The sequence below is a fragment of the Bhargavaea cecembensis genome, from assembly GCF_001619585.1.
In the GTDB taxonomy this organism is placed as follows: domain Bacteria; phylum Bacillota; class Bacilli; order Bacillales_A; family Planococcaceae; genus Bhargavaea; species Bhargavaea cecembensis_A.
The window spans coordinates 71,971-93,225 of sequence record NZ_LQNT01000012.1 but is presented as its reverse complement, the minus strand read 5'-3'; the positions used below and the strand labels follow the sequence as shown (position 1 = coordinate 93,225).

The following is a 21,255-nucleotide window of genomic DNA, read 5'->3' as shown; positions in this document are numbered from 1 at the left end:
ACGATTAGCATATTCCGATTCCGATGCGCTTACAATCCGGCCATGCCTGTCCCACAAGATGCCCTTCATTAAGAATGAATAGCCGCCTTAAGGCAGCGGAATAGGCATTCACCTAATCAGCCTCATTGAATACCTTATTTGAAATGCTTATTTTTAGGGGGAATCGGTGTGGGATACTATGTTACTGTTGAACCCGGCGTAAAATTATATGTGGAAGATCTCAATTCGGAGGGCAGTAAGACAATTGTGTTTTTACATGGCTGGCCTCTAAGCCATAAACAGTTTGAATATCAATTTAATGTCCTTCCCTATATGGGTTATCGCTGTATCGGAATTGACTGGAGAGGCTTTGGAAAATCAGATAAGCCAATGAGCGGATACAGTTTTGACCGATTGGCGGATGATATTCGTGCAGTAGTTGATGTTCTTCAATTGGAGGATTTCACTCTGGCAGGCCACTCTACAGGCGGAGCCATTGCGATTCGGTATATGTCCCGACATAACGGTTACGGAGTATCCAACCTGGTGCTGATTGATGCTGCAGCTCCTATAGGATTTTCTGAAGAAACTGCGGCCAGATTCCTCACTGAAGCGTTAAATGACCGCCCCAAGATGATGCGGGAAGTGACAGAGAACTTTTTCTTTCAATATATTACAGAACCCTTCTCTGAGTGGTTTCTCCAATTGGGCCTGCAAGCAGCAGGATGGTCAACGGCAGCGATCATCATGACATTGAGAGACGAGAAACTTTATTCAGATTTGCCAAAAATACTTGTCCCTACCCTGATTGTTCATGGCGTTCACGACAAAGTGATTCCATTTGAACAAGCCCACGAGCTCAATCAGCAGATAAAAAATTCACGGCTTGTTCCGTTCCATTACAGCGGTCATGGTCTTTTCTGGGAAGAGCGTGACAAGTTCAACAAGCTATTAGGGAAATTTATTGGCTGATCGTACATACAGGTTCTCGGCATGTTCCAACGTCATTCGCCACACCAGTTTCGTCATCCGACTCGACCGATTCCCACTCACACTTACAGCACAAGAACAATAAGAAAAGTGCTCCCGCAGAACAATCTGCAGGAGCACTTTTTGTCTGTATCGTTTCCGGGTACGGCTCCATTCCGCCAATTAGCGCAATGCCACTCACGCCCTCGGCACCGCAACGGTCACCTTGAACAGATCCCCGTCCAGATCGATTGTCATCCGGCCGCCGTGCAAGTCGACAATTGACTGCGCGATGGCGAGGCCCAGGCCGGAGCCTTCTGTATGTCGGGAGGCGTCGCCGCGCTTGAAGCGCTCGAACAGTTCGTCTGCGTTGTCGCCAAGCTCATACTTCGAAACGTTCTTGATCGTGAACCGGACTTCTGGGGAACCCCCCTTTGTCTCGTCCAGCGAGACATATACGCGTGTGCCCGGCATGGCGTATTTGAGTGCGTTCTGGATCAGGTTGTCGATGACACGCCACCATTTCTGGCCGTCGACCGATGCCGGCAGCGGACCTTCCGCAATGTTGATCCTGAAATCGAGCGGAGACGCGGCGATTTCCTCACCGTGTTCGGCAATCCCTTGTCGGATGAGCTCGACGAGATCGACGCGCTGACGGTTCAGCTCCACATTGCCGGTCGCCATTTTGGATACGTCGAACAGGTCATCGATCAGCGTCTTCAAACGCTGTGATTTCCGGTCGAGGACATCCACGTATTCCGCACGCTCCTCTGCAGAAAGATCCGGTTTCTTCAACAGATCCGTATAGGTAATGATGGACGTCAGCGGCGTGCGCAGGTCGTGGCTGACGTTGGTGATGAGCTCCGTCTTGAGCCGCTCGCTCCGTGCCTTTTCGGACATCGAGAGGCGGACGCCTTCCCGGAGGCGGTTCAGGTCCGAAGCGTGCCTTGCGAATACATTTGTTCCCTTTACCGGAATCTCTTCTGTCAATTGGCCTGCCGCCATCCGGCCAGTGGAATCAATGATCCGGTTCAGGTAACCGGTCCGCCGCAACATCAGAAGCAGCACCGGCAGGGCAATCGTGAAGAAAAGGAACAGCCAGATGGCTCCAAGCACCACGCCTTCGCTGCCTCTGAGTCCAAAAAGAATGACGCCTCCGAACCCGAGGCCGGCAAGGAACACAACGATGAGCAGGAACAGCACCTGCGTACCGATTTTCCGGTTCAGGAAGAACGCCCGCATATCATCGGCAGCTCTCCTGATGTAGGCCCGCTCAAGGTCCTGCCCGATCCGTGAGCTGTCCGAAAACCGCCGGACAACATGCAGGATCAGGAGCACGGCCGCGCCGAGTGCAAGCACGAAAAATACGGCGTTCACGGACAGTTCCGAGTACAGGAAACTGCCTGTATGATGGACAAAATTCATGAAGGATTCTTTCATGTATTCCGCAAAGGCGATCGCGATCAGCGATGCCACGGCTGCCGCTGCTGTCACGACATCTATCGGGAAACGGTCCAATTTCAGTGACAGCGCACTTCCCGTCCAAACCGTAGGCTGGAGCCGGAACACCGTGAGCAGAAGCGCAAGAGCAAGAATTCCTGCCAGCCAGACCCCCATGTACGCCCGCTGTTCCGCTTTGAACACGGTATATCCCCAAGCGAGCTGGTCATCATTCAGGTAGACGGCATCCGTGATTCCCCGATCTGAAGCTTCGTTCAGCACCGATTGTGGAACAATCACCGTTCCCTCAAAGGTTTTCACTTCATCCGCGATCAGGCTCCTGGCCTCACCTGTATAGTCCAGGTCCATAGCGATTTGCGAAGCCCGGAGGTAGCCGTCCTTCTCGTTAAAGGTCCGCTTGTAGGCCGCTTCCTCCCGGATATTGCCGTTCGTGTAGGTCTTTCCCGTTGCCGTGTCGGTCAGCTCGTAATAGACATGGCGCACATGATGTTCAAAGGAAGCCCGGTTCTCCCGGAGGGTCTTCATATACTCATCGATGACCCGGCCCTTTTCGGCGCGGACTTTCTCCGCGACATGTTCATCGTCCAGGAAGTTTTGCCGGATGTCCTCAAGCTTCTTGTTCCGTTCCGCTATAAGCACTTCTTTTTCCTCGTCGCTCTCCGCGCCGATCCGGCCTTCATACTGGTCCCTGATCGATGCCAGCTGATCTTCCAGGTTTCCGTACCGGTACCTGTGCTCATCCAGCTCCTCTTCCGTAACCCCGATGCCTTTCTTCGCCTCTTCCGGCTCGACCGGGTTCAGGACGTAAGGGCCGATCTGATCATAGAAGAAATTCAAATTGTTCCGGAAGTCATCCGACTCCGTATACGACTTCCCGATGATCCGCGGTCCCGCCTCGATCAGCACCATCAGGGAAAACAGGACAAATGCGGCAAGCAGCAGCCAGACGGCCTGTGTCCACTTATCCTTAGGCATCACAGCGCACTCCCTTTCAGCACGTTGCGCAGCTGGGCAATCGTCTCTGCCGGATCCACGCCGCGGCTGTCAAACAGGAGCCCGATAAAGCCCGAGCAGTAGATGAGGCTCGCGGCTGCAATCATCAGCGCAATAACTGACAGCCAGATATCACTTTTCGATTTTGTAGCCAATTCCCCACACCACCTTCAGGTATCTCGGATTTTTGGGATCCGCCTCAATCTTCTCGCGGATTTTCCGGATGTGGACCGCAACGATGTTGTCGGCGTTGTACGCCTCTTCGTTCCACACCCGTTCGTAAATATCATTGATGGAAAACACACGGCCCGCGTTCTGCATGAGCAGCTCGGTGATCCGGAATTCGATCGGCGTGAGTTTTGCCGGTTCGCCGTCCACCAGCACTTCTTTTGACTCAGGGTTGAGCGTCAGGCCGCCGACGCGGATCTCGCCTCCCGTTTCAGCATACGTGCCGAGCCGGACATACCGCCGGAGCTGGGACTTCACGCGTGCCATCAGTTCCATCGGGTGGAACGGCTTCGTCACGTAGTCGTCCGCCCCGACCGACAGCCCGTGGATCTTGTCCGTCTCCTCGGATTTCGCGCTCAGCATGATAATCGGGATGTTTCGCGAGTCCCGGATACGGAACGTCGCCTGAATGCCGTCCATCTCAGGCATCATGATGTCAAGAATGATCAGATGCACCTCATTCTCCTCCAGGAGCCGGAGCGCCTCGAGTCCGTCGCCCGCCTTGAGCACAGCGTAGCCTTCATTCTTCAGATAAATTTCGATGCCGTCCCGGATTTCCTTGTCATCATCGACGACCAGCACCCTATACTGTTCCATACAGAGCCGCCCCTTTCATGTTGAGTTCATTGTACCGCGGAAAACTGAAGAAAAAAGAAGGGGAAAGATGAAGATTTTCTTAAGGAAGAAATGCGGAGCAGGTTCTGACCTGGCGGGCTGATGAATGAAGCGCTCCCTTCCCGGGCATTCTGGAATCGGAGGTGCATCATGAGCAAAAACAAGAAAGAGCACAAAAAACCCGGCAACACGAAAAACCGTGAGGAATACGGCTACGGCTATGACATCAGCATCGACGACATGGGCGTCATCGGTCAGAATGAAGCGGCTAAAAAGCAGAAGCCCCGGAGCGGGAAAAAAGAAGAATGAATGAAACGGGCAGCCGTCAGAGACGGCTGCCCATTTATTTTTATTCCTTCTTTGTCCGGATCCCCTTGCGGAAATAGGGCGCTTCCACCTCATCGGGGCCGCGCTTGCCGACTGTCAGGACGATCAGTCCCCCAAGCAGCAGCCCGACGCCCATCCAGGCGAAGAAGTTGAGTTCCTCGCCGACAATGGCAACGCCGAGGATCGCAGCCGTGAGCGGCTCGGCGAGCGACAGCGTGACGGCGGTGGCCGCCGGGATCTCCTTTAATCCTGATGAATAAAGCAGGTAGGCGACTGCTGTAGCGGCAATCGCGATGTAGACGATCACCGAAATCCCTTCCTGGGAACGGATGCCGTCCAACGGATAAATGAACAGAAACGGCGACAGGATCAGGGCACTGATTGTGAAGATGACACCGACCGACGCTGCCGGTTCCGCAAACTCCAGTACGATCTTGCTTGTCATTGAATAAGCAGCAAATGTAAGACCGGCACCGAGCGCGAGCAGGATACCTGCAGGATTGACCGTGACATTATCGCCGGTCAATAGAAGCAGGGCACACCCCAAGACGGCGAGGACCGTGGCCATTGCCCATCTATTGGATGGTTTCCGCTTCAGGATGATCCATTCAATGAACCCAGCGAAAACCGGCGCACTTCCGATTCCCGTAACCGTGCCGACCGCGATGCCCGTCAGTCGGACCGAGCCGAAGAAGAACGGCTGGAACAGAGCCATGGCAATGGCCGCAACCAGCGTCGCCCGCCATGGCCACTCCCCAAAGTTCACCTGGCGCATCGCAAACGCGAAGAACAGGAGGATCAATCCGCCGCCGGCAAGCCGGAGCGCACCGACCGTCAGCGGCTGGACGCTCTCGGGAAGGTAGGATTGCGCGGTACCTGTCGTTCCCCACAAAATAGCGCCGATCAGCACACTGATAAACGGCAGCAGATTCATCATGACTCCCCCTTTGTCCCATTATTCTGATTCGACTATATCATAACCAGATGGCCGTCCGAACCTTCATTTTTCCTTAAGCCCGTTTACAATCGGTTTCTGTTTTTGTTAAGGTGGGTAACTGTATTCATAATCACTTGCACTTTTAAAGGGGGAACCATGAAAAAAGTCACGAATGTCTTTTACATTACAATCGCACTGATTGCCGCAGCCGTGTTATTCGGTGTCATTGTGCCCAAACAGTATGAAACGGTCACGGGCAACATCCAGTCCTTTATCCTCACGAATTTCGGATGGTATTACTTGCTGATCATGGCCGCATTTGTACTGATCTCTCTGATTATCGCTCTCAGCCCGTACGGCAGGATCCGGCTCGGGAAAGATACCGACCGCCCGGATTTCTCGACACCCACATGGGTGGCCATGCTGTTTTCTGCAGGGATGGGGATCGGGCTCGTCTTCTACGGGGCAGCCGAACCTCTTACCCACTTTGCGGTCAACCCGCCAACGGAAGAACCCGGCACGGAGGCAGCTCTGAAGGACAGCCTGGTGTCGACTTATCTTCATTGGGGCGTTCCGCCATGGGCCATGTACGGGATCACGGCACTGGCACTCGCCTTTTTCCAATTCCGCAAAAATGAACCCGGTTTAATTTCTGCAACAATGAAGCCGATCTTCGGTGACAAGATGAACGGTCCATGGGGCATTGCCGTCGATGTGCTGGCCGTCTTCGCAACCGCCTTCGGAGTTGCCTCGTCACTCGGCTTCGGTGCTGTTCAAATTAACGGGGGACTCAATCATCTTTTTGGCGTGGAGATCGGCTTTGCCGCACAGTTCGTGATCATTTCGGTCGTGACCATCCTGTTTATGATTTCTGCCTGGTCCGGTCTCAGCAAGGGGATCAAGTACCTGTCGAACACGAACATGGTCCTTGCCGTTCTTTTGCTGATTTTTGTGGTCATCGTAGGTCCGACGCTTCTGATTCTCAACCTGTTTACGGAAACGCTCGGTACGCACTTCCAGAACCTGATCCAGCTGAGTTTCCGCTCCGCCCCGCTTTCCGGAGACAACCGCAGCTTCGTCGAAGGCTGGACAATCTTCTACTGGGCATGGTGGATCTCCTGGGCACCGTTTGTGGGCATGTTCATCGCACGGGTTTCCCGCGGTCGAACAATCCGCGAATTCCTGCTTGTTGTCATATTCATCCCGACCCTGTTCTCCATCTTATGGTTTGCCTCTTTCGGCACGACAGCGGCCCATGTCCACAATTCGGGAACGGATCTGAGCGACCTTGCGACAGAACTTGTTCTATTTAATGTGTTTGATCAGCTTCCGCTGTCGATCATCCTGTCCGGCATCGCCATTCTCTTGATTGCGTCGTTCTTTATCACATCCGCGGACTCGGCGACCTTTGTCCTGGGTATCCAGTCGACCAACGGATCACTGACTCCGCCGAACCAGGTCAAACTGATCTGGGGCGTCGCCCAATCCGGCATCGCCGCCCTACTTCTTTATGTCGGCGGGCTGCAGGCCATCCAGAACACAATCATTATCGCTGCGCTGCCGTTTTCCGTGATTTTGATCCTGATGACTTACAGTACGTACAAGGCACTGAAGATCGAGCGCCGTCGCATGGAAGAACTCGCAAAAGGGAAGCAAGTACGCAGCAAGTAAAAGTAATACCGTTCATTCCCTTCCTGCCTGGAAGCGCGTGGTTATTCTGATTTCAGGCGTCAGGATTCGTTGTCGGATGAAAATTATCACACAAATCGGTTTGCGGTTGGTTAAAAAGTCTGATATGGTGGGAAACTGATTGTCAGGCCAAACCATTTTACAGGGGGAATCATGAAAAAAGTCTCGAAAGTCTTTTATATCACACTGGCTCTGATTGCGCTGACGGTCGTTTTCGGCGTAATTGCGCCCCAAAAATACGAATCAATCACCGGCAATATCCAAAGCTTTGTCTCCACATCGTTCGGGTGGTATTATCTGCTTCTGATGGCGGTCTTCCTTGTGATGGCGCTCATCATCGCGATCAGCCCTTACGGAAGAATCCGGCTCGGCAAAGACACTGACCGCCCGGACTTTTCCACGGCCACCTGGATCGCCATGCTGTTTTCCGCCGGGATGGGCATCGGGCTCGTTTTCTACGGCGCATCCGAACCGCTATCGCACTACGCCATCAGTCCTGCAACGGAAGAGGCCGGCACCGGTGCCGCGCTGAAAGAAGGGCTTACCATTTCCTATCTGCACTGGGGGGCTCCAGTATGGGCGATGTATGGCATTACCGCGCTCGCACTTGCCTTTTTCCAGTTCCGAAAAAACGAACCCGGGTTAATTTCTTCAACATTGAAGCCGATTTTCGGAGACAAGATGAACGGACCCTGGGGAGTTGTCGTTGACGTGCTCGCCGTATTCGCGACCGCATTCGGCGTTGCGACTTCCCTCGGCTTCGGTGCTGTCCAAATTAACGCAGGCCTGAATCATCTGTTCGGGCTGGAGATCGGATTCCTGTCCCAGTTCATGATCATCGTGGCGGTGACCGTGCTGTTCATCGCGTCCGCATGGTCCGGACTCAGCAAGGGAATCAAATACTTGTCCAACACGAACATGGTGCTTGCCGTCCTGCTGCTCATCATCATCCTGGTCGTCGGACCGACGCTGCTCATCCTGAACCTCTTCACGGAGACATTCGGCATGTATCTGCAGAACCTGCTGCAGATGAGCTTCCGCACCGCTCCGCTTGGTGAAGATAACCGCAGCTTCGTGGACGGCTGGACCATCTTCTACTGGGCATGGTGGATTTCCTGGGCGCCGTTTGTCGGGATGTTCATCGCCCGCGTCTCACGAGGACGTACAGTCCGTGAATTCCTGCTCGGCGTGATCATCATCCCAACCGTGTTCGCGTCATTCTGGTTCGCTGCGTTCGGCACGACGGCGGCATTCGTCAACGACTCCATCACAGACCTGAGCGGCTTCTCCACGGAACTGGTCCTCTTTAACATGTTCGACCAGCTGCCGATGTCCATCGTACTCTCGATTATCGCAATTCTTCTGATCGCGTCGTTCTTCATCACTTCAGCAGACTCGGCGACATTCGTCCTTGGCATGCAGTCAACGCACGGCTCACTGACGCCGCCGAACACCGTAAAGCTGATCTGGGGCATTTCCCAGTCCATGATCGCCATCCTGCTGCTGTATGTAGGCGGCCTGCAGGCGATCCAGAATACAATCATCATCGCCGCGCTTCCCTTCTCCTTCGTCATGATCCTCATGACCATCGGAATCCTGAAGGCCCTTAAGGAAGAGCGGCAGCGGATGGAAAAGCTCGCTAAAGGAAAATAATCAACCCGCAATACCCGCCGGCAATCAAAGAAGAAAAAACGGAACGTCCGCTCCCTGATGGAGCGGACGTTCCGCTGTTTTATTGTTCGGTCTGACCCGGGTGTGCATCAGAACGAAGTGATCATCATCAGACCTAAATAGGCCGCCGCGATGAAACCGATCCCCAATAAGGCGGAAAGCCACTTCGGAAAATCCCGCCGGCCTCCTATAAAGAACAGTGCAAGCAGCATCAGCGAGATCAACAGGAAGAGGATTCCCTCCAGAGACGGGTTGAACCGGGAATCAATCGGCATAACCGGAGGACCTGACAACCATTCCGCCAGCGGTGCCGCTCCCTCCGACCGGAATGTCGAGTCGATATCATGGGGCGGTGACTGCTTGCTCATAAAAGCCGTAAAGAACAGGACAAGCAGCAGCATGAGACTTTCCGTCTTTAGCCACCCTGAAGGCGGATATTCCTTTTTTGCAATAAACCCATTAATCGCTGCTGCCGCCAGAAGCGGGATGATGCTTAAATGCTTGAGCAGCAGCATCTGACCATATGGCAGAATCCAGGAGCTCGCATAATCCCCTGCTTTCATCACAAGCAGCATAAGGAAGATTCCTGTACCGATCATAACCGCCATCAGCCCTGCTGCAACCGGGGTAAACCATTTAAGGAAACCCCGCCAGTTTGAAACGGTATCAGGCTTTGCCGCAACAAGAAATAGAATGCCCGCCCAGACGGACAGCGCTGTCAGATGAACCCCATGGGCGATGATGCCGCCCGGTTCATCAATAGTCGCGGAATGACTGCCGTAGGCGATCGCTCCAAACGCCGCCAGGACAAGAAGGGCCTGGAGGATCCGGTTCATTCCGAATCTGAGCACCACCAACAGAAGGAAGGCGGCTGCCGATAGTGCGAGAAAGCTGTGTCCGGAACGAAATCCCGTGGAAATGTCCATAAAACCCCGCAGCCGGTAGCCCTCGGGCGCAAGGAGGAACGTCAGCTGAATGACGGGAGCTGCTCCAAGAACCGGAATGGCTGCGGCGAGCAGAGCCTCAGTCCTTTTGCCCAGTTGTACGTCCGGCCTCAGGCTTTCGGGAATGAATCTGAGTGTAATGGCACCCGCCAATACTGCCATCACGATATACAGCAGAAAATCGGACAGTGCGGTGAACGCGGTCATCATTTCTTCCTGCGAATAGCCCTGAAGATCACGCCCAAGAGAATAATGACAATGACTAACAGCACGACTGTCAGAAGAAGATTCCCGCCTTCTTCCTGCTGGTTCGAGTCATTTTCCTGATTGGCAGGAGTTTCTTCCGTCATTTCCTCTCCGTTGTCGGCAGAATCTGTCCCGGTCTCTTCCTCATCGGCTGCATTCTCTTCTGTGACTGTATCCTCTTCCTCTGCGCCGTCTGCGGAGATGCCCGCAGCCGCCTCAAACGTGATTTCTCCATCGATCGGATGGCCGTCTTCACTGATGACATTCCAGAGAAGCGTCCACTCACCATCCGGCAGGGGCTCGGCAAGCGTACCGGTCAATTGGGTTCCTTCAATGATGATATCTGTAAACGCGATCTCTCCTTCCGCTCCAGTCAGGGTTAACGTGCTCCCCTCTTCGATACCCGCACTGAACGTCAGGCTGACCTCCTCAAGCGGCTCAGTCACCGTCGCGCCGTCTTCCGGCACTGACGATTCCATGTGGGAATGAGCCATTGCCGCACTTGGCAAGGTTAGGGCTAAAACGATAGCCAGAAACAGTTTTTTCATGCGATCTCCTTCTTTCAATAAGTGATTTGAGAGGTCAGTCATTATATTCACTCCCGGCTGCGGGCGTGTTCGTCCATCTTCTCCTCGATCGTTGGCAGCACAATCGGACCTCCTCGCTGCTTTAATTTAAAGCAGCGAACCGCGATAAACAACATGCGAGTGTGTCATTTTGCCAGATACAGATGAACTCTGACATCCAGATGACAAATCACCTCTTGCCATCATTCCCCATTGACCCGGATGTCCAAACTGTAATACCATTGAACTTCGGGCTTTTTACATCCCGCGCGGTTCGTAACCATCCCGCGATAACAAAACTAAGGGAGAGAAAACCATGAAGATCAAAACGATGGCTGTTAATGCCGTCATTGCTGCACTATATCTCGCCGTCACCGCGCTGATTGCGCCGTTCGGCTTTACGAATATCCAGATTCGTGTATCCGAGATGTTCAATCACCTCGTCGTGTTCAACAAAAAGTACCTGATCGGAATCGTCCTCGGCGTGTTCATCTCGAACCTGATGCTGTCGACGCTCGGCTGGTATGACCTGACATTCGGCGTGGCCCATTCACTTATTTCGCTGACCATCACGATCCTGCTGTGCAAGTTTGTAAAAGGGCGCGTAAAAGGAATGGTTGCGAACACGCTCGTGTTCACGTTCACGATGTTCATCATCGCGATCTCGCTGAACCTGGCACTCGGCTTCCCGTTCTGGTTCACCTATGCCACGCTTGCTATCAGTGAGTTTATCGTCATGATTGTCGGCGTGCCGGTCATGAATGCCTTGAATAAACGGATCGATTTCAGCAGATTGATTGAAGACTAAACCAAAAATAAATCCTCGGCCTCCATGCCGGGGATTTATTTTTATGGAACTGTCCGCGGTCTTCATCCGTATATAAATAAGAAGGAGTGATCGAGATGAGAAAATTTTACCGATCCACACGCGAAAAACAGCTTGCAGGTGTACTGGGCGGCCTCAGCGAACGGTACGGGATTGATGTAAGCATCCTCCGGATCGTAACCGTCCTGTCCGGGTTTTTCACTTCCGGAATCACCTGGATGATTTACCTGGTTGCAGCCATCGTGATGCCGACAGATAAACATTTGGATGGATGATCATTCGTGTCACTTCAAAAAAGCGATGCCGCCGGGGCATCGCTTTTTTTGGTTATTCCTTATCCGCTACAAGTCCGTCGAATTCTGGAGCTTCCTTCAGGAACTCGAGTTCATAGGAAGAGTTTCCAAATTCCTTAAGGACTGCTTCGTTGACTTCTGTCGTGTATGTGACGCGGCCCATCGCCTGCTCCACAATTTTCGCGTCCATTTCCTGGTTCGTGAGGTCCTTGATGGAGTCGATGGCGATTTTCTGTGCCTTTTCAGGGTTGTCGTTGATGAACGCAACCGATTCATTGTGCGCTTCCAGCAGCTTCGCCGCGAGTTCCGGCTTTTCTTCCGTCAGTTTGTTGTTTGCAACGAGTACCGTGTTCGGAAGGTTTTCACCGTAGGCAATCTCTTCCGTGCTGATGATGACTTTCGCGCCGTTGTCGACGAGAATCGAAGCCCATGGCTCCGGAACTGCCGCAAGGTCAACCTTGCCGGATTCAAACATCGCCTGATAGGACGCCGGGTTACCTGTCACGTGATTGAGCGAGCCGCCGATCCGTGAAGAAGCGAGCTCATCATTGCCGAGCTGCTGGAGATACGTTTCGAACTGAACGTCATGCGTGCAGCCGATACCCGGTGTGATAAATGTTTTGCCTGCCATATCTTCAACCGACTCGATGCCGCTTTTCTCGCTCGCAACGACGACCGTACCGCCGGAAGACGCGCCGGCCAGGACTTTCACATCCGCGCCGTTTGAGAAGTTGTTCAGGACAGGGCCGGGACCAACAAGCCCTGCATCGATTTCACCCGACTTGAGTGCAGCCATGAATGTGCCGCCGTCCGGGAATGTGATGTACTGCAGTTCGACGTCATCGCCGAGCTGTTCTTCGTAATAGCCATTTTCCCTTGCCACCATCGCAGGCGCGTGGTCAATGTTCGGGAAATAACCGATGACCATCTTCTCTTTGTCCCCGTCTGCTGCGTTGTCTCCGCCCCCGCATGCCGCGAGCAGCGTGATGATGCCGAGCATGAATGCTCCAAGCCACCATTTTTTCAATTTCAACATCCCCTTCCCGGGACTTTCCCCGGTTATGAATTTTAATGAAGTTACTCCACAATCGGTAAACTCCGTCACACAGACGGTTCAAGCCCCCACTTTACCCGTACCTGCTGCTCAAATCGCTGGAACAGGAGCAGATCGACTGTGACGCCGATGATGCCGATGACGATCATGATGCCGAGCACCATGTCCATCCGCCCAAAGTCGGAAGCGTATTTCAATGTGTAGCCGAGCCCCGGACCGGTGCTGAGAAGCTCGCCGGCCATAAGAGCGCGCCAGCCGAATGCCCAGGCAAGGCGCGTGCCGGTGACGAAATATGGCACCGATGCCGGCAGCATGACCCGGAAAAACAGATCCGGGCCTGATGATCCCATTGTCTGTGCCGCTTTGAGGTAGATCGGCGACACGTTCTGGATGCCGGTCCGCACGTTGATCGTCATGACGATCGCGGCACCGAGCACGATAATGAAAATAACCGATTTTTCATTGAGGCCGAACCACATGATCGCAAGCGGCAGCCAGACGATGCTCGGGATACTCTGGAGTGCGAGAATCAGCGAGCCGAGCGTGTCATCAGCCGTCTTTGACTTCGCCAGCAGAATGCCGAGCAGCAACCCGATCAGGAGGGCGATTGCAAGTCCGACCAGAAGCCGCATGAAGCTGGCCCCGAGGTCGCGGAACAGCGTGCCGTCCGCAATCATTTCACCTAGAGCACGGAACACGTCGGTCGGCGCCGGCAGGAGAACCGCCGGAATCTGAAACAGCCGGACCGCAAGTTCCCAGACAAGAAACAAAGAAACGAAGAAGACGAGCCGCTTAATAACCAACCGCATGGTTACGTTCCTCTTCTTCCACTTTGTCGTTTTCCGTTTTCAGCATATCGAGAATCGATTCCTCATAGGCCGCCATCTCTTTCAGATGCCCTTCCCTCGGGCGCCCGAGCCTGACCTCGATATCCTTCAGAACACGGCCCGGATGGGTACCCATGACGATGATGCGGTCCGAAAGCCGGACGGCTTCCTGGATGCTGTGCGTGACAAAAATAATCGTCTTTTTCGTCTCCATCCAGATTTCTTCGAGCACGCCCTGAAGGCGCATCCGCGTCTGTTCATCCAGCGCGCCGAATGGCTCATCCATCAGGAGAACCGCCGGGTCCATCGCAAGTGCACGGGCAATCGATACGCGCTGCTGCATCCCGCCCGACAGCTCATGAGGGTGATGGCCCGCATACTGGCTGAGCTGCACCAGCCGGAGGTATTTCTTGGCGATTTCACGCGCTTTTTCTTTCGGTATTCCCTTCAGAGGGAACATAACGTTCTCCTCGACGGTCAGCCAAGGGAATAGAGCAGCCTGCTGGAACACCATCCCCCGCTCTTTGCCCGGCTTCACGATGTCGCGGCCATCCAGCTGGAGAACACCCGAATCCGGACGGTTCAGCCCGGCGACAATGTTCAGCAGCGTCGACTTGCCGCAGCCGGATGGACCGAGCAGCGAGACGAACTCGCCTTCCCGGACATCGATGCTGATATCCTTGAGCACCTGCTCCCGCCTGCCGTCCTTCCCGAAGCTTTTTTGTATTCCATCTATCTTAAGGAACATCATTGCACTTCCTTCTAGTCTATAATTATAATCCATATGGATTTACTAAGTTTTAAGTATGATCATACCCGAAAAAGCTGATATGTCAATGGATGTAACTTGGAAGTCGGATTGTTGCTGGAGATATTTTTTTAATCTATACTTTATAAATAGGAATTAACTCCATCGTATGTGAGAAAGGCGGAATCTGCCATGAAAATTGTACAGTCCATTCTGGATCTGATCGGCAACACTCCCGCCGTCCGGCTCAATAAAATTCCGGATCCGGATGGTGCGAATGTATATATCAAGCTGGAATCGTTCAACCCCGGCGGCAGCGTAAAAGACCGTGCCGCACTGAACATGATTGAGCGTGCGGAAGCAGAAGGCAAACTGATTCCCGGCAAAAGCACGGTCATCGAACCGACGTCCGGCAACACTGGGATCGGCCTCGCCATGGTGTGTGCGGCAAAAGGCTACCGGTGCATCATGACGATGCCGGACAATGCGACCGCAGAACGGGTCAAAATCCTGAAGGCATATGGCGCGGAAGTATACTCGACCCCGGCAGCCGAGCGCATGAATGGCGCCATCGCCAAGGCGGAAGAGCTGGCCGCGGACATCCCGGATGCCTTCATCCCGATGCAGTTCGAGAACCCTGCTAACGCGGACGCCCACCGCGGCACGACTGCCGTGGAAATTTTGGAAGCCTTTGACGGCAAGCTCGATGCATTCGTCCTGACGGCAGGAACAGGCGGCACCGTGACAGGAACCGGAGAAGAGCTGAAAAAACAGATCCCCGACCTAAAGATCTACGTTGTCGAGCCGAAAGGATCTCCCGTGCTGTCCGGCGGGGAACCCGGTCCGCACAAAATTCCGGGCACCGGCCCCGGATTCGTCCCGTCCATCCTTAACCGGGAGATCTATGATGAAATTCTCCTGATTGAGGATGATGACGCCCAGGTGATGGCGCGCCGCCTCGCAGCGGAAGAAGGTATTTTCGTCGGTGCTTCCGCCGCGGCCTCCGCGCACTTCGCCGTCCAGGTTGCCAAGAAACTGCCGAAGGACGCCAACGTCCTCTGCCTCGCTCCGGACACCGGAGAGCGGTATCTGTCATCCGACCTGTTTCCGGAATAAAAGGAGGTCCCCGCGATTTTGGGGACCTCCTTTTTGCTGGCCGCTCGGATTCTTCAAACTCAGGGGGCTATTCTTCAAACTCGGGCGGTCATTCTTCAAACTCGGGCACTTATTCTTCAAACTCAGAGGGGTATTTTTCAAACTCGGATTCCCACATAAAAAAGCGATGCCCCTCCGAAAGGGCATCGCTTTTCTTCCTTACTTCGTCACGAGTTCGCGAAAGGTGGCGGGTTCCCGCAGCAGTACTGCCGCGTCCTCCACCATGACGCTTGCAGTCGGAAGCATGCCGGCGCCCGGGCCGATGACGGTGAGCGTCCCGGCATAGGCGGTTTCGATGGCAACTGCATTGTCCACGCCGTCAATACCGTAGAGCGGATGGTCCGGTCCGATCAGTACCGGGCCGACGGACGCCTGGATGGATCCGTCTTCTCCGCGGCGGACATCCGCGATGTGGCGGTAGCGGAGGCCCTGGCGGTCAGCATCGGTCACTTCTTCGAGCGAGAGCGAATCGATGCCTTCCATCGGCACGTCTTCCCAATCCGGCTGTTCGCCGAACGACAGGCCGCTCAGGATCATCAGCTTGCAGAACGCATCGAATCCGGATACGTCATTGGTCGGATCCGCCTCGGCATAGCCGAGTTCCTGTGCTTCCTTCAGTGCCGACTCGAATGTGCACGATTCTTTGCGCATCTTCGTCAGGATGAAGTTTGATGTGCCGTTCAGGATGCCCTGGATTCCGGTCACTTCATTGGTAAGGTTCAGGTTTCCGATCGTCTTGATTACCGGGACTCCGCCTGCGACGGTTGCCTCGTATCCGACGCCTGTACCCTGTTCCTTGGCTTGCCGTTCAAGTGCGGGAGCGGCTTTGGCATACATGACCTTGTTGGCCGTGATGACATGGCAGCCGGCCGCGATCGCCTGCTCCAGATATGTGGTTGCCGGCTCTTCACCGACGATTGCCTCGAAAACGACCTTCAGATCCGGAATGGCGAGGATGTCCTCAAACCGGTCGGTGATGAGGACTCCCGGGGTCTCAGGGCGGGTTTTATCCAAGTCGCGGACGAGGATGCCAGCAATTTCAATCGGGGATCCGATTGTTTTCTCAAGTTGTTGTTTCCGTTCATTCACGATTGTATAAATGCCTTGGCCGACCGTACCGAATCCAAGGATGGCCGCTTTCACTGGAGCCATGGGCGAAACACCTCCGACACAAAGATTCCTTCCAATATAACAAGTTCCGCCCCGTAAGGAAACCCCCGGGGCGGGAAAAGTTTAAAATTGTTCAAACATTCCGCATGTCTTATGCGTTTACGGGTGCCGCAGTCTCGATCGCCTGCTTCAGGTCGGCAATGATGTCTTCGACGTTCTCAAGTCCGATGGAAAGGCGGACAAGTTCTTCAGTCGTGCCGGATTTCTTCAAATCTTCTGCAGACAGTTGCTGGTGCGTCGTGGAAGCCGGGTGAATGATCAGCGAGCGAGCGTCGCCGACGTTTGCGACATGCGAGAACAGCTTCACATTGTCGATCAGCTTGCGACCCGCTTCGCGTCCGCCCTTGATACCGAAAATGAGGACCGACCCTGCGCCGTTCTTCAGGTACTTTTTCGAGAGTTCGTACGACGGGTGCTCTTCGAGTCCGTTGTACTGAACCCACTCGACGGATGGGTGATCTTTCAGCCACTCGGCAACTTTCAGCGCGTTTTCATTGTGGCGCTGGATGCGGAGGTGAAGCGTCTCTAGCCCCTGGAGGAAGAGGAATGCATTGTCCGGGCTGAGCGTCGGGCCGAAGTCGCGGAGCAGCTGCACGCGGAGGCGTGTTGCGAATGCTGCCTGTGCCGTATCGATGCCGTAGCGGAGGCCATGGTAGGTCTCGTCCGGCTCTGTGTAGCCAGGGTGGCGTCCCTGTGTCCAGTCGAATTTGCCCGCGTCAACGGCTACGCCGCCTACACCGCGGCCGTGGCCGCCGATCCATTTCGTCGCGGAGTGGACAACGACGTCCGCACCGTGCTCGATCGGGTTCGATCCGTAAGGCGAAGCGAACGTGGAATCGATGATGAGCGGCAGGCCGTTTTCATGTGCGATGTTCGCAACAGCTTCCACATCCAGAACATTCAGGCTCGGGTTACCGATGATTTCGCCGAAGATCGCCTTTGTCTTGTCGGTAATGGCCTCGCGGAAGTTTTCAGGGTTTGTCGAGTCAACAAACTTCACGTTGATGCCGTAACGAGGAAGTGTCACTGCGAACAGGTTGTACGTTCCGCCGTACAGGTTAGCCGCGGAGACGATCTCGTCGCCTGCCTGGGCAACGTTCAGGATCGAGAACGCGATGGCCGCCATGCCGGACGACAGTGCAACTGCAGCTGTTCCGCCTTCCAGTTCAGCGATGCGCTTCTCGAAAGCGTCAACCGTCGGGTTCATGATGCGGGAGTAGATGTTCCCCGACTCTTTCAGGGCGAACAGGTTTTGAGCGTGTTCAGTGTCACGGAATGCATAAGCTGTCGTACGGTAGACCGGTACCGCGATTGCGCCTGTTGCCGGGTCCGGCTCCTGGCCGCCATGTACGAGAATCGTTTCTGGTTTGAATTGGTTAGTCATATTGATTGCCTCCTAAAGGTGATGGTTTCGATGGAAACACGCTAGGAGAGGAGGATTTATCTTTTCGGAAAAATGAAAAACCCTCTTCGCTGATAGGAAGAGGGCCGATGCGAACACGCCGCATGCCTCCCCTTATCTGCCAGATCCGCTCCCGAATCTGTAGGAATTAGCACCTTTGCAGACATGGTCTGCCGGTTGCCGGGCTTCGCAGGGCCTATTCCCTCCGCCGCTCTTGATAAGAGTATTCTGATTTTGTTTTCCATCTGGTAAACAGTATAGGACTGTGCTGCGGGCGAAGTCAAGTGTATTTTTCAGAAAAAACATGAAACGTTTTCAAGTTTCATCCGTTAACATAGTAGATTGCCATTTCTAGGAGGAATTCGATGAAAACGTGGAGAGAGAAATTCGAAGCAAATGGACTTGCCGAATACGTTGCTCCATTTTCCGAGCTGACAAAATCAGGCTTCATCCTGGAAAAGGAAGACGCTGCCGGAACGCTCGCGCCCGGCGCATCAAAGTTTGGCGGAGCGCCGGACTTGCCTCCGGATACAGAGATTCCGTCCAAAGACGGCAAGCCGCTCACGCTCATCGCCCAGCTTAACCTGGAGGACGCAGCGCTTGCCGGCAACGCCCGCCCACTCCCCGGTTCCGGTGTTTTGTCATTCTTCTATGATACAGAGGAACAGCCGTGGGGCGGAGAAGAAGACGACAGAAGCGCGTGGAAGGTGCTTTACTTTGAAAACCATGAGGAGCTTGAACGGCGGGAAGTGCCCGAAGAAGTCATGCTGCCGGAGTTTGCCGCTTCGTTCCGCGAGCAGGAAACGTTGGACACAGACGCCGTCTTCGGGATGGACTTTGACGATGACACCGGAGAGGCGATCTTCGAGCTGCTGGAGGAAAGCGCTCCCCATCACCGTGTACTCGGGCATCCGTTCGCTGTCCAGAACCCGGTGTTCCCGGAAGTCGCCCACTACTGCGATGGGATTAAAGACTGGGATGCTGCGGAGAAAGCGGCCGAAGACTATGTTCTTCTCTTCCAGATGGACAGCGACGATGAACTTGATGCAATCTGGGGCGATCTCGGCATGCTGTACTTCTGTATCCGGAAAGAAGATCTTGAGGAAAAACGATTTGACCGGACTCACATGATCATGCAATGCGGGTAACGAATCACCCCGCCTTATATTAGGCTCAATCAGGCTTAATATAAGGCACTTCAAAATAAGGAGGCTGACGATATGCCCGAACAATTGGGCTGGTTATGGATCATTATGGCCGTGGCGGCCGGCTATCTTATAGGAAATATCCACGGTTCCACCGTTGCCGGATGGCTTTCCGGTGTGAACCTTAAAGAAACGGGCGTTAAAAACGCGGGCGCGTCAAATGCCGCCATCGTCCTCGGCAAGAAATACGGTGCCCTTGTCGCCGCCATTGATATCGGAAAAGGGACCGCGGCCGTGCTTCTTGCCAGATGGATTTCCTCGGAACTGGCACTTGGACCCGATGCGGGTGCCCTTCTTGTCTTTGCGATGGCCGCTGCAACGATTCTCGGACATAATTTCCCGTTCCATATGCGATTTAACGGAGGCAAGGGTACCGCAACGGTGATCGGTGTGCTCCTGGGCTTTGACTGGAAGATCGGGCTCGTGGGGCTCGCCCTCCTCATCATCATTTCTCTCATCACCGACTTCCTCGTCTTCGGTGTGCTCATGCTGTATGTCACCTTTACCGCGACTGCCGTCTTCTTCGCCCCAGGCATCGGGCCGGATCTGATCGCCATCGGATTGTTCGGGATGGCGGTATGGAAACACCTCGAGAACTTCCACAGGATGAGGGTCCACGAGGAAAATCGGGTGTCGTCGGTGTTTGGGAAGAAGAAGACGGCATAAGAGAAGGCAGGAGAAAAAGTAACGCATTATCAGTTAAGCACCGCTAACATTAGCACTCATACTAAAAGGGGGACCTGTCCAGGACAGGTCCCCTTCTTCCATGTTCAGTTATGCTGTGCGACCTTCTCGATCAGGTCGAGAAGATCGGCATGCTTATACCCGAGGTCTTCCGCTACGCTCTTGTAGGTGACACGGCCGGCGTAAGTGTTGAAGCCCTTGCGGAGCGGCTCGTTGTCGAGTGCCGCCTGCTTCCAGCCTTTGTTTGCAATTTGGAGTGCGTATGGAACGGTGACGTTTGTGAGCGCCATCGTGGATGTGCGCGGCACAGCGCCCGGCATGTTGGCGACGGCGTAGTGGACAACACCGTGCTTTTCATAGATCGGGTCATCATGTGTCGTGATGCGGTCCGATGTTTCAAAGATGCCGCCCTGGTCGATCGCGATGTCGACGAGCACGGAGCCCGGCTGCATCGACTTGATCATCTCTTCCGTGACGAGTTTCGGAGCCTTGGCACCCGGGATCAGCACGGCACCTACGACGAGATCTGCATCCTTCACCGCTTCGGCAATGTTGAATGGGTTCGACATGAGCGTCTGGATGTCATTGCCGAACTGGTCGTCCAGCTGGCGGAGGCGTTCCGGGCTCAGGTCGATTACGGTAACCTGGGCACCCATGCCGACTGCAACGCGGGCTGCATTCGCACCGGCCATGCCGCCGCCGATCACGGTCACCTTGCCGCGCTGGACGCCCGGTACGCCGGACAGGAGAATGCCCTTGCCGCCGTGGATGCGCTCCAGGAACTGGGCGCCGATCTGTGTCGCCATGCGGCCCGCCACTTCGCTCATCGGCGAAAGGAGCGGAAGCGTGCGGTTCGGCAGCTGGACCGTTTCATAGGCGATGGCTGTTACGTTCTTCTCGAGAAGCGCGGCCGCCAGTTCAGGTTCTGCAGCCAGGTGCAGGTACGTGAACAGGATCAGGTCTTCACGGAAATAGCCGTATTCTTCCGGCAGTGGTTCCTTGACCTTCATGACCATATCGGCCGCCCATGCATCGGAAGCCGTTTGCGCGATCATCGCGCCTTCGTTGGCATATTCCTCATCGGTGAATCCCGAGCCGAGGCCCGCCCCCTTCTCGATGATGATTTCATGGCCTGCCGCGGCCAGTGTCGCTACTCCTGCAGGCGTCATTGCGACGCGGTTTTCATTGTTTTTGATTTCTTTAGGTACACCGATTCTCATTCCATTTCCCTCCATCATAAAGGGAGGCAACCGCCTCCCGGATATT

General features: G+C 54.5%; 21 protein-coding genes and 2 riboswitches. Of the genes, 9 read left to right on the top strand and 12 right to left on the bottom strand.

The annotated features are described in order from the left end of the window. The first annotated feature begins 168 nt into the window (after positions 1-168). Positions 169-951, top strand: a complete 783-nt coding sequence (locus AV656_RS14400) for an alpha/beta fold hydrolase (RefSeq protein ID WP_063183242.1) — start codon at positions 169-171, stop codon at positions 949-951. Positions 952-1,146: 195 nt separating this feature from the next. On the opposite strand, the gene AV656_RS14395 is transcribed toward AV656_RS14400, so the two are convergent. The 3 genes from AV656_RS14395 to AV656_RS14390 are packed head-to-tail and all read right to left on the bottom strand — an operon-like array spanning position 1,147 to position 4,227. Then, positions 1,147-3,384 carry a HAMP domain-containing sensor histidine kinase gene (locus AV656_RS14395; protein WP_063183240.1) on the bottom strand — a complete coding sequence of 746 codons (2,238 nt, stop codon included), beginning with the start codon at positions 3,382-3,384 and terminating at the stop codon, positions 1,147-1,149. Next, complete coding sequence (locus tag AV656_RS16430; protein ID WP_156484880.1) at positions 3,384-3,557, bottom strand: hypothetical protein; 174 nt, start codon at positions 3,555-3,557, stop codon at positions 3,384-3,386. The genes AV656_RS14395 and AV656_RS16430 overlap by 1 nt, the downstream gene beginning before the upstream one ends. After that, complete coding sequence (locus AV656_RS14390; protein ID WP_063183237.1) at positions 3,535-4,227, bottom strand: response regulator transcription factor; 693 nt, start codon at positions 4,225-4,227, stop codon at positions 3,535-3,537. The genes AV656_RS16430 and AV656_RS14390 overlap by 23 nt, the downstream gene beginning before the upstream one ends. A 168-nt stretch (positions 4,228-4,395) precedes the next feature. Here AV656_RS14390 and AV656_RS16530 point away from each other — a divergent pair, with 168 nt between their 5' ends. Next, on the top strand, positions 4,396-4,554 hold the full coding sequence (locus AV656_RS16530) for a hypothetical protein (RefSeq protein WP_197462260.1): 159 nt from the start codon (positions 4,396-4,398) through the stop codon (positions 4,552-4,554). Positions 4,555-4,594: 40 nt separating this feature from the next. Here AV656_RS16530 and AV656_RS14380 read toward each other — a convergent pair whose 3' ends face one another. After that, entirely contained in the window at positions 4,595-5,506 is a 912-nt protein-coding gene (locus tag AV656_RS14380; RefSeq protein WP_063183233.1) for a DMT family transporter, read from the bottom strand. Between the two features lie 159 nt (positions 5,507-5,665). On the opposite strand from AV656_RS14380, the gene AV656_RS14375 reads away from it, so the two are divergent. Then, a complete protein-coding gene (locus AV656_RS14375; RefSeq protein WP_063183230.1) occupies positions 5,666-7,180 on the top strand; it encodes a BCCT family transporter in 1,515 nt (504 codons plus the stop codon). A 171-nt stretch (positions 7,181-7,351) separates the two neighbouring features. Beyond that, entirely contained in the window at positions 7,352-8,851 is a 1,500-nt protein-coding gene (locus AV656_RS14370) for a BCCT family transporter (RefSeq protein ID WP_063183228.1), read from the top strand. Positions 8,852-8,958: 107 nt separating this feature from the next. Here AV656_RS14370 and AV656_RS14365 read toward each other — a convergent pair whose 3' ends face one another. Continuing rightward, on the bottom strand, positions 8,959-10,020 hold the full coding sequence (locus AV656_RS14365) for a copper resistance D family protein (RefSeq protein WP_063183225.1): 1,062 nt from the start codon (positions 10,018-10,020) through the stop codon (positions 8,959-8,961). After that, positions 10,020-10,607, bottom strand: a complete 588-nt coding sequence (locus AV656_RS14360) for a copper resistance CopC family protein (RefSeq protein ID WP_063183223.1) — start codon at positions 10,605-10,607, stop codon at positions 10,020-10,022. The genes AV656_RS14365 and AV656_RS14360 overlap by 1 nt, the downstream gene beginning before the upstream one ends. Before the next feature lie 281 nt (positions 10,608-10,888). Next, positions 10,889-10,934, top strand: a riboswitch (PreQ1 riboswitch). Between the two features lie 7 nt (positions 10,935-10,941). On the opposite strand from AV656_RS14360, the gene AV656_RS14355 reads away from it, so the two are divergent. Together AV656_RS14355 and AV656_RS14350 are read left to right on the top strand one after the other, a co-directional pair. Next, entirely contained in the window at positions 10,942-11,433 is a 492-nt protein-coding gene (locus tag AV656_RS14355) for a QueT transporter family protein (protein WP_063183220.1), read from the top strand. A gap of 95 nt (positions 11,434-11,528) precedes the next feature. After that, complete coding sequence (locus AV656_RS14350) at positions 11,529-11,726, top strand: PspC domain-containing protein (protein WP_063183217.1); 198 nt, start codon at positions 11,529-11,531, stop codon at positions 11,724-11,726. Between the two features lie 52 nt (positions 11,727-11,778). On the opposite strand, the gene AV656_RS14345 is transcribed toward AV656_RS14350, so the two are convergent. The 3 genes from AV656_RS14345 to AV656_RS14335 form a co-directional block, all read right to left on the bottom strand. After that, positions 11,779-12,780: an ABC transporter substrate-binding protein gene (locus AV656_RS14345; protein ID WP_082818775.1), complete on the bottom strand. Its 1,002-nt coding sequence runs from the start codon at positions 12,778-12,780 to the stop codon at positions 11,779-11,781. A 65-nt stretch (positions 12,781-12,845) separates the two neighbouring features. Beyond that, positions 12,846-13,607, bottom strand: a complete 762-nt coding sequence (locus AV656_RS14340; protein ID WP_063183210.1) for an ABC transporter permease — start codon at positions 13,605-13,607, stop codon at positions 12,846-12,848. Next, positions 13,591-14,373 (bottom strand): ABC transporter ATP-binding protein, encoded by a 783-nt coding sequence (locus tag AV656_RS14335; RefSeq protein ID WP_063183208.1) that lies wholly within the window; start codon positions 14,371-14,373, stop codon positions 13,591-13,593. The genes AV656_RS14340 and AV656_RS14335 overlap by 17 nt, the downstream gene beginning before the upstream one ends. Positions 14,374-14,565: 192 nt before the next feature. Between AV656_RS14335 and cysK the strand changes: the two genes are divergently transcribed. Beyond that, complete coding sequence (cysK, locus tag AV656_RS14330) at positions 14,566-15,489, top strand: cysteine synthase A (protein ID WP_063183205.1); 924 nt, start codon at positions 14,566-14,568, stop codon at positions 15,487-15,489. Positions 15,490-15,687: 198 nt separating this feature from the next. Here the strand turns inward: cysK and AV656_RS14325 are convergent, their stop codons facing one another. After that, entirely contained in the window at positions 15,688-16,680 is a 993-nt protein-coding gene (locus AV656_RS14325) for a homoserine dehydrogenase (RefSeq protein WP_063183203.1), read from the bottom strand. Between the two features lie 109 nt (positions 16,681-16,789). Next, positions 16,790-18,082 (bottom strand): O-acetylhomoserine aminocarboxypropyltransferase/cysteine synthase family protein, encoded by a 1,293-nt coding sequence (locus tag AV656_RS14320; protein WP_063183201.1) that lies wholly within the window; start codon positions 18,080-18,082, stop codon positions 16,790-16,792. A gap of 129 nt (positions 18,083-18,211) precedes the next feature. Next, a riboswitch (SAM riboswitch) is annotated at positions 18,212-18,324 on the bottom strand. A 141-nt stretch (positions 18,325-18,465) separates the two neighbouring features. On the opposite strand from AV656_RS14320, the gene AV656_RS14315 reads away from it, so the two are divergent. Beyond that, a complete protein-coding gene (locus AV656_RS14315) occupies positions 18,466-19,248 on the top strand; it encodes a YwqG family protein (protein ID WP_063183198.1) in 783 nt (260 codons plus the stop codon). A gap of 72 nt (positions 19,249-19,320) precedes the next feature. Further along, positions 19,321-19,971: a glycerol-3-phosphate acyltransferase gene (locus tag AV656_RS14310; protein ID WP_082818774.1), complete on the top strand. Its 651-nt coding sequence runs from the start codon at positions 19,321-19,323 to the stop codon at positions 19,969-19,971. Positions 19,972-20,075: 104 nt separating this feature from the next. Here the strand turns inward: AV656_RS14310 and ald are convergent, their stop codons facing one another. Further along, positions 20,076-21,209 (bottom strand): alanine dehydrogenase, encoded by a 1,134-nt coding sequence (ald, locus tag AV656_RS14305; protein WP_063183196.1) that lies wholly within the window; start codon positions 21,207-21,209, stop codon positions 20,076-20,078. Between the last annotated feature and the right edge of the window lie 46 nt (positions 21,210-21,255).

Bases quoted from the DNA above. Each gene is read 5' to 3' on its own strand.
- AV656_RS14395 (WP_063183240.1), bottom strand. From the start codon at position 3,384: ATGCCTAAGGATAAGTGGACACAGGCCGTCTGGCTGCTGCTTGCCGCA.
- AV656_RS14390 (WP_063183237.1), bottom strand. From the start codon at position 4,227: ATGGAACAGTATAGGGTGCTGGTCGTCGATGATGACAAGGAAATCCGG.
- AV656_RS16530 (WP_197462260.1), top strand. From the start codon at position 4,396: ATGAGCAAAAACAAGAAAGAGCACAAAAAACCCGGCAACACGAAAAAC.
- AV656_RS14380 (WP_063183233.1), bottom strand. From the start codon at position 5,506: ATGAATCTGCTGCCGTTTATCAGTGTGCTGATCGGCGCTATTTTGTGG.
- AV656_RS14375 (WP_063183230.1), top strand. From the start codon at position 5,666: ATGAAAAAAGTCACGAATGTCTTTTACATTACAATCGCACTGATTGCC.
- AV656_RS14370 (WP_063183228.1), top strand. From the start codon at position 7,352: ATGAAAAAAGTCTCGAAAGTCTTTTATATCACACTGGCTCTGATTGCG.
- AV656_RS14365 (WP_063183225.1), bottom strand. From the start codon at position 10,020: ATGACCGCGTTCACCGCACTGTCCGATTTTCTGCTGTATATCGTGATG.
- AV656_RS14360 (WP_063183223.1), bottom strand. From the start codon at position 10,607: ATGAAAAAACTGTTTCTGGCTATCGTTTTAGCCCTAACCTTGCCAAGT.
- AV656_RS14355 (WP_063183220.1), top strand. From the start codon at position 10,942: ATGAAGATCAAAACGATGGCTGTTAATGCCGTCATTGCTGCACTATAT.
- AV656_RS14350 (WP_063183217.1), top strand. From the start codon at position 11,529: ATGAGAAAATTTTACCGATCCACACGCGAAAAACAGCTTGCAGGTGTA.
- AV656_RS14345 (WP_082818775.1), bottom strand. From the start codon at position 12,780: ATGTTGAAATTGAAAAAATGGTGGCTTGGAGCATTCATGCTCGGCATC.
- AV656_RS14340 (WP_063183210.1), bottom strand. From the start codon at position 13,607: ATGCGGTTGGTTATTAAGCGGCTCGTCTTCTTCGTTTCTTTGTTTCTT.
- AV656_RS14335 (WP_063183208.1), bottom strand. From the start codon at position 14,373: ATGTTCCTTAAGATAGATGGAATACAAAAAAGCTTCGGGAAGGACGGC.
- cysK (WP_063183205.1), top strand. From the start codon at position 14,566: ATGAAAATTGTACAGTCCATTCTGGATCTGATCGGCAACACTCCCGCC.
- AV656_RS14325 (WP_063183203.1), bottom strand. From the start codon at position 16,680: ATGGCTCCAGTGAAAGCGGCCATCCTTGGATTCGGTACGGTCGGCCAA.
- AV656_RS14320 (WP_063183201.1), bottom strand. From the start codon at position 18,082: ATGACTAACCAATTCAAACCAGAAACGATTCTCGTACATGGCGGCCAG.
- AV656_RS14315 (WP_063183198.1), top strand. From the start codon at position 18,466: ATGAAAACGTGGAGAGAGAAATTCGAAGCAAATGGACTTGCCGAATAC.
- AV656_RS14310 (WP_082818774.1), top strand. From the start codon at position 19,321: ATGCCCGAACAATTGGGCTGGTTATGGATCATTATGGCCGTGGCGGCC.
- ald (WP_063183196.1), bottom strand. From the start codon at position 21,209: ATGAGAATCGGTGTACCTAAAGAAATCAAAAACAATGAAAACCGCGTC.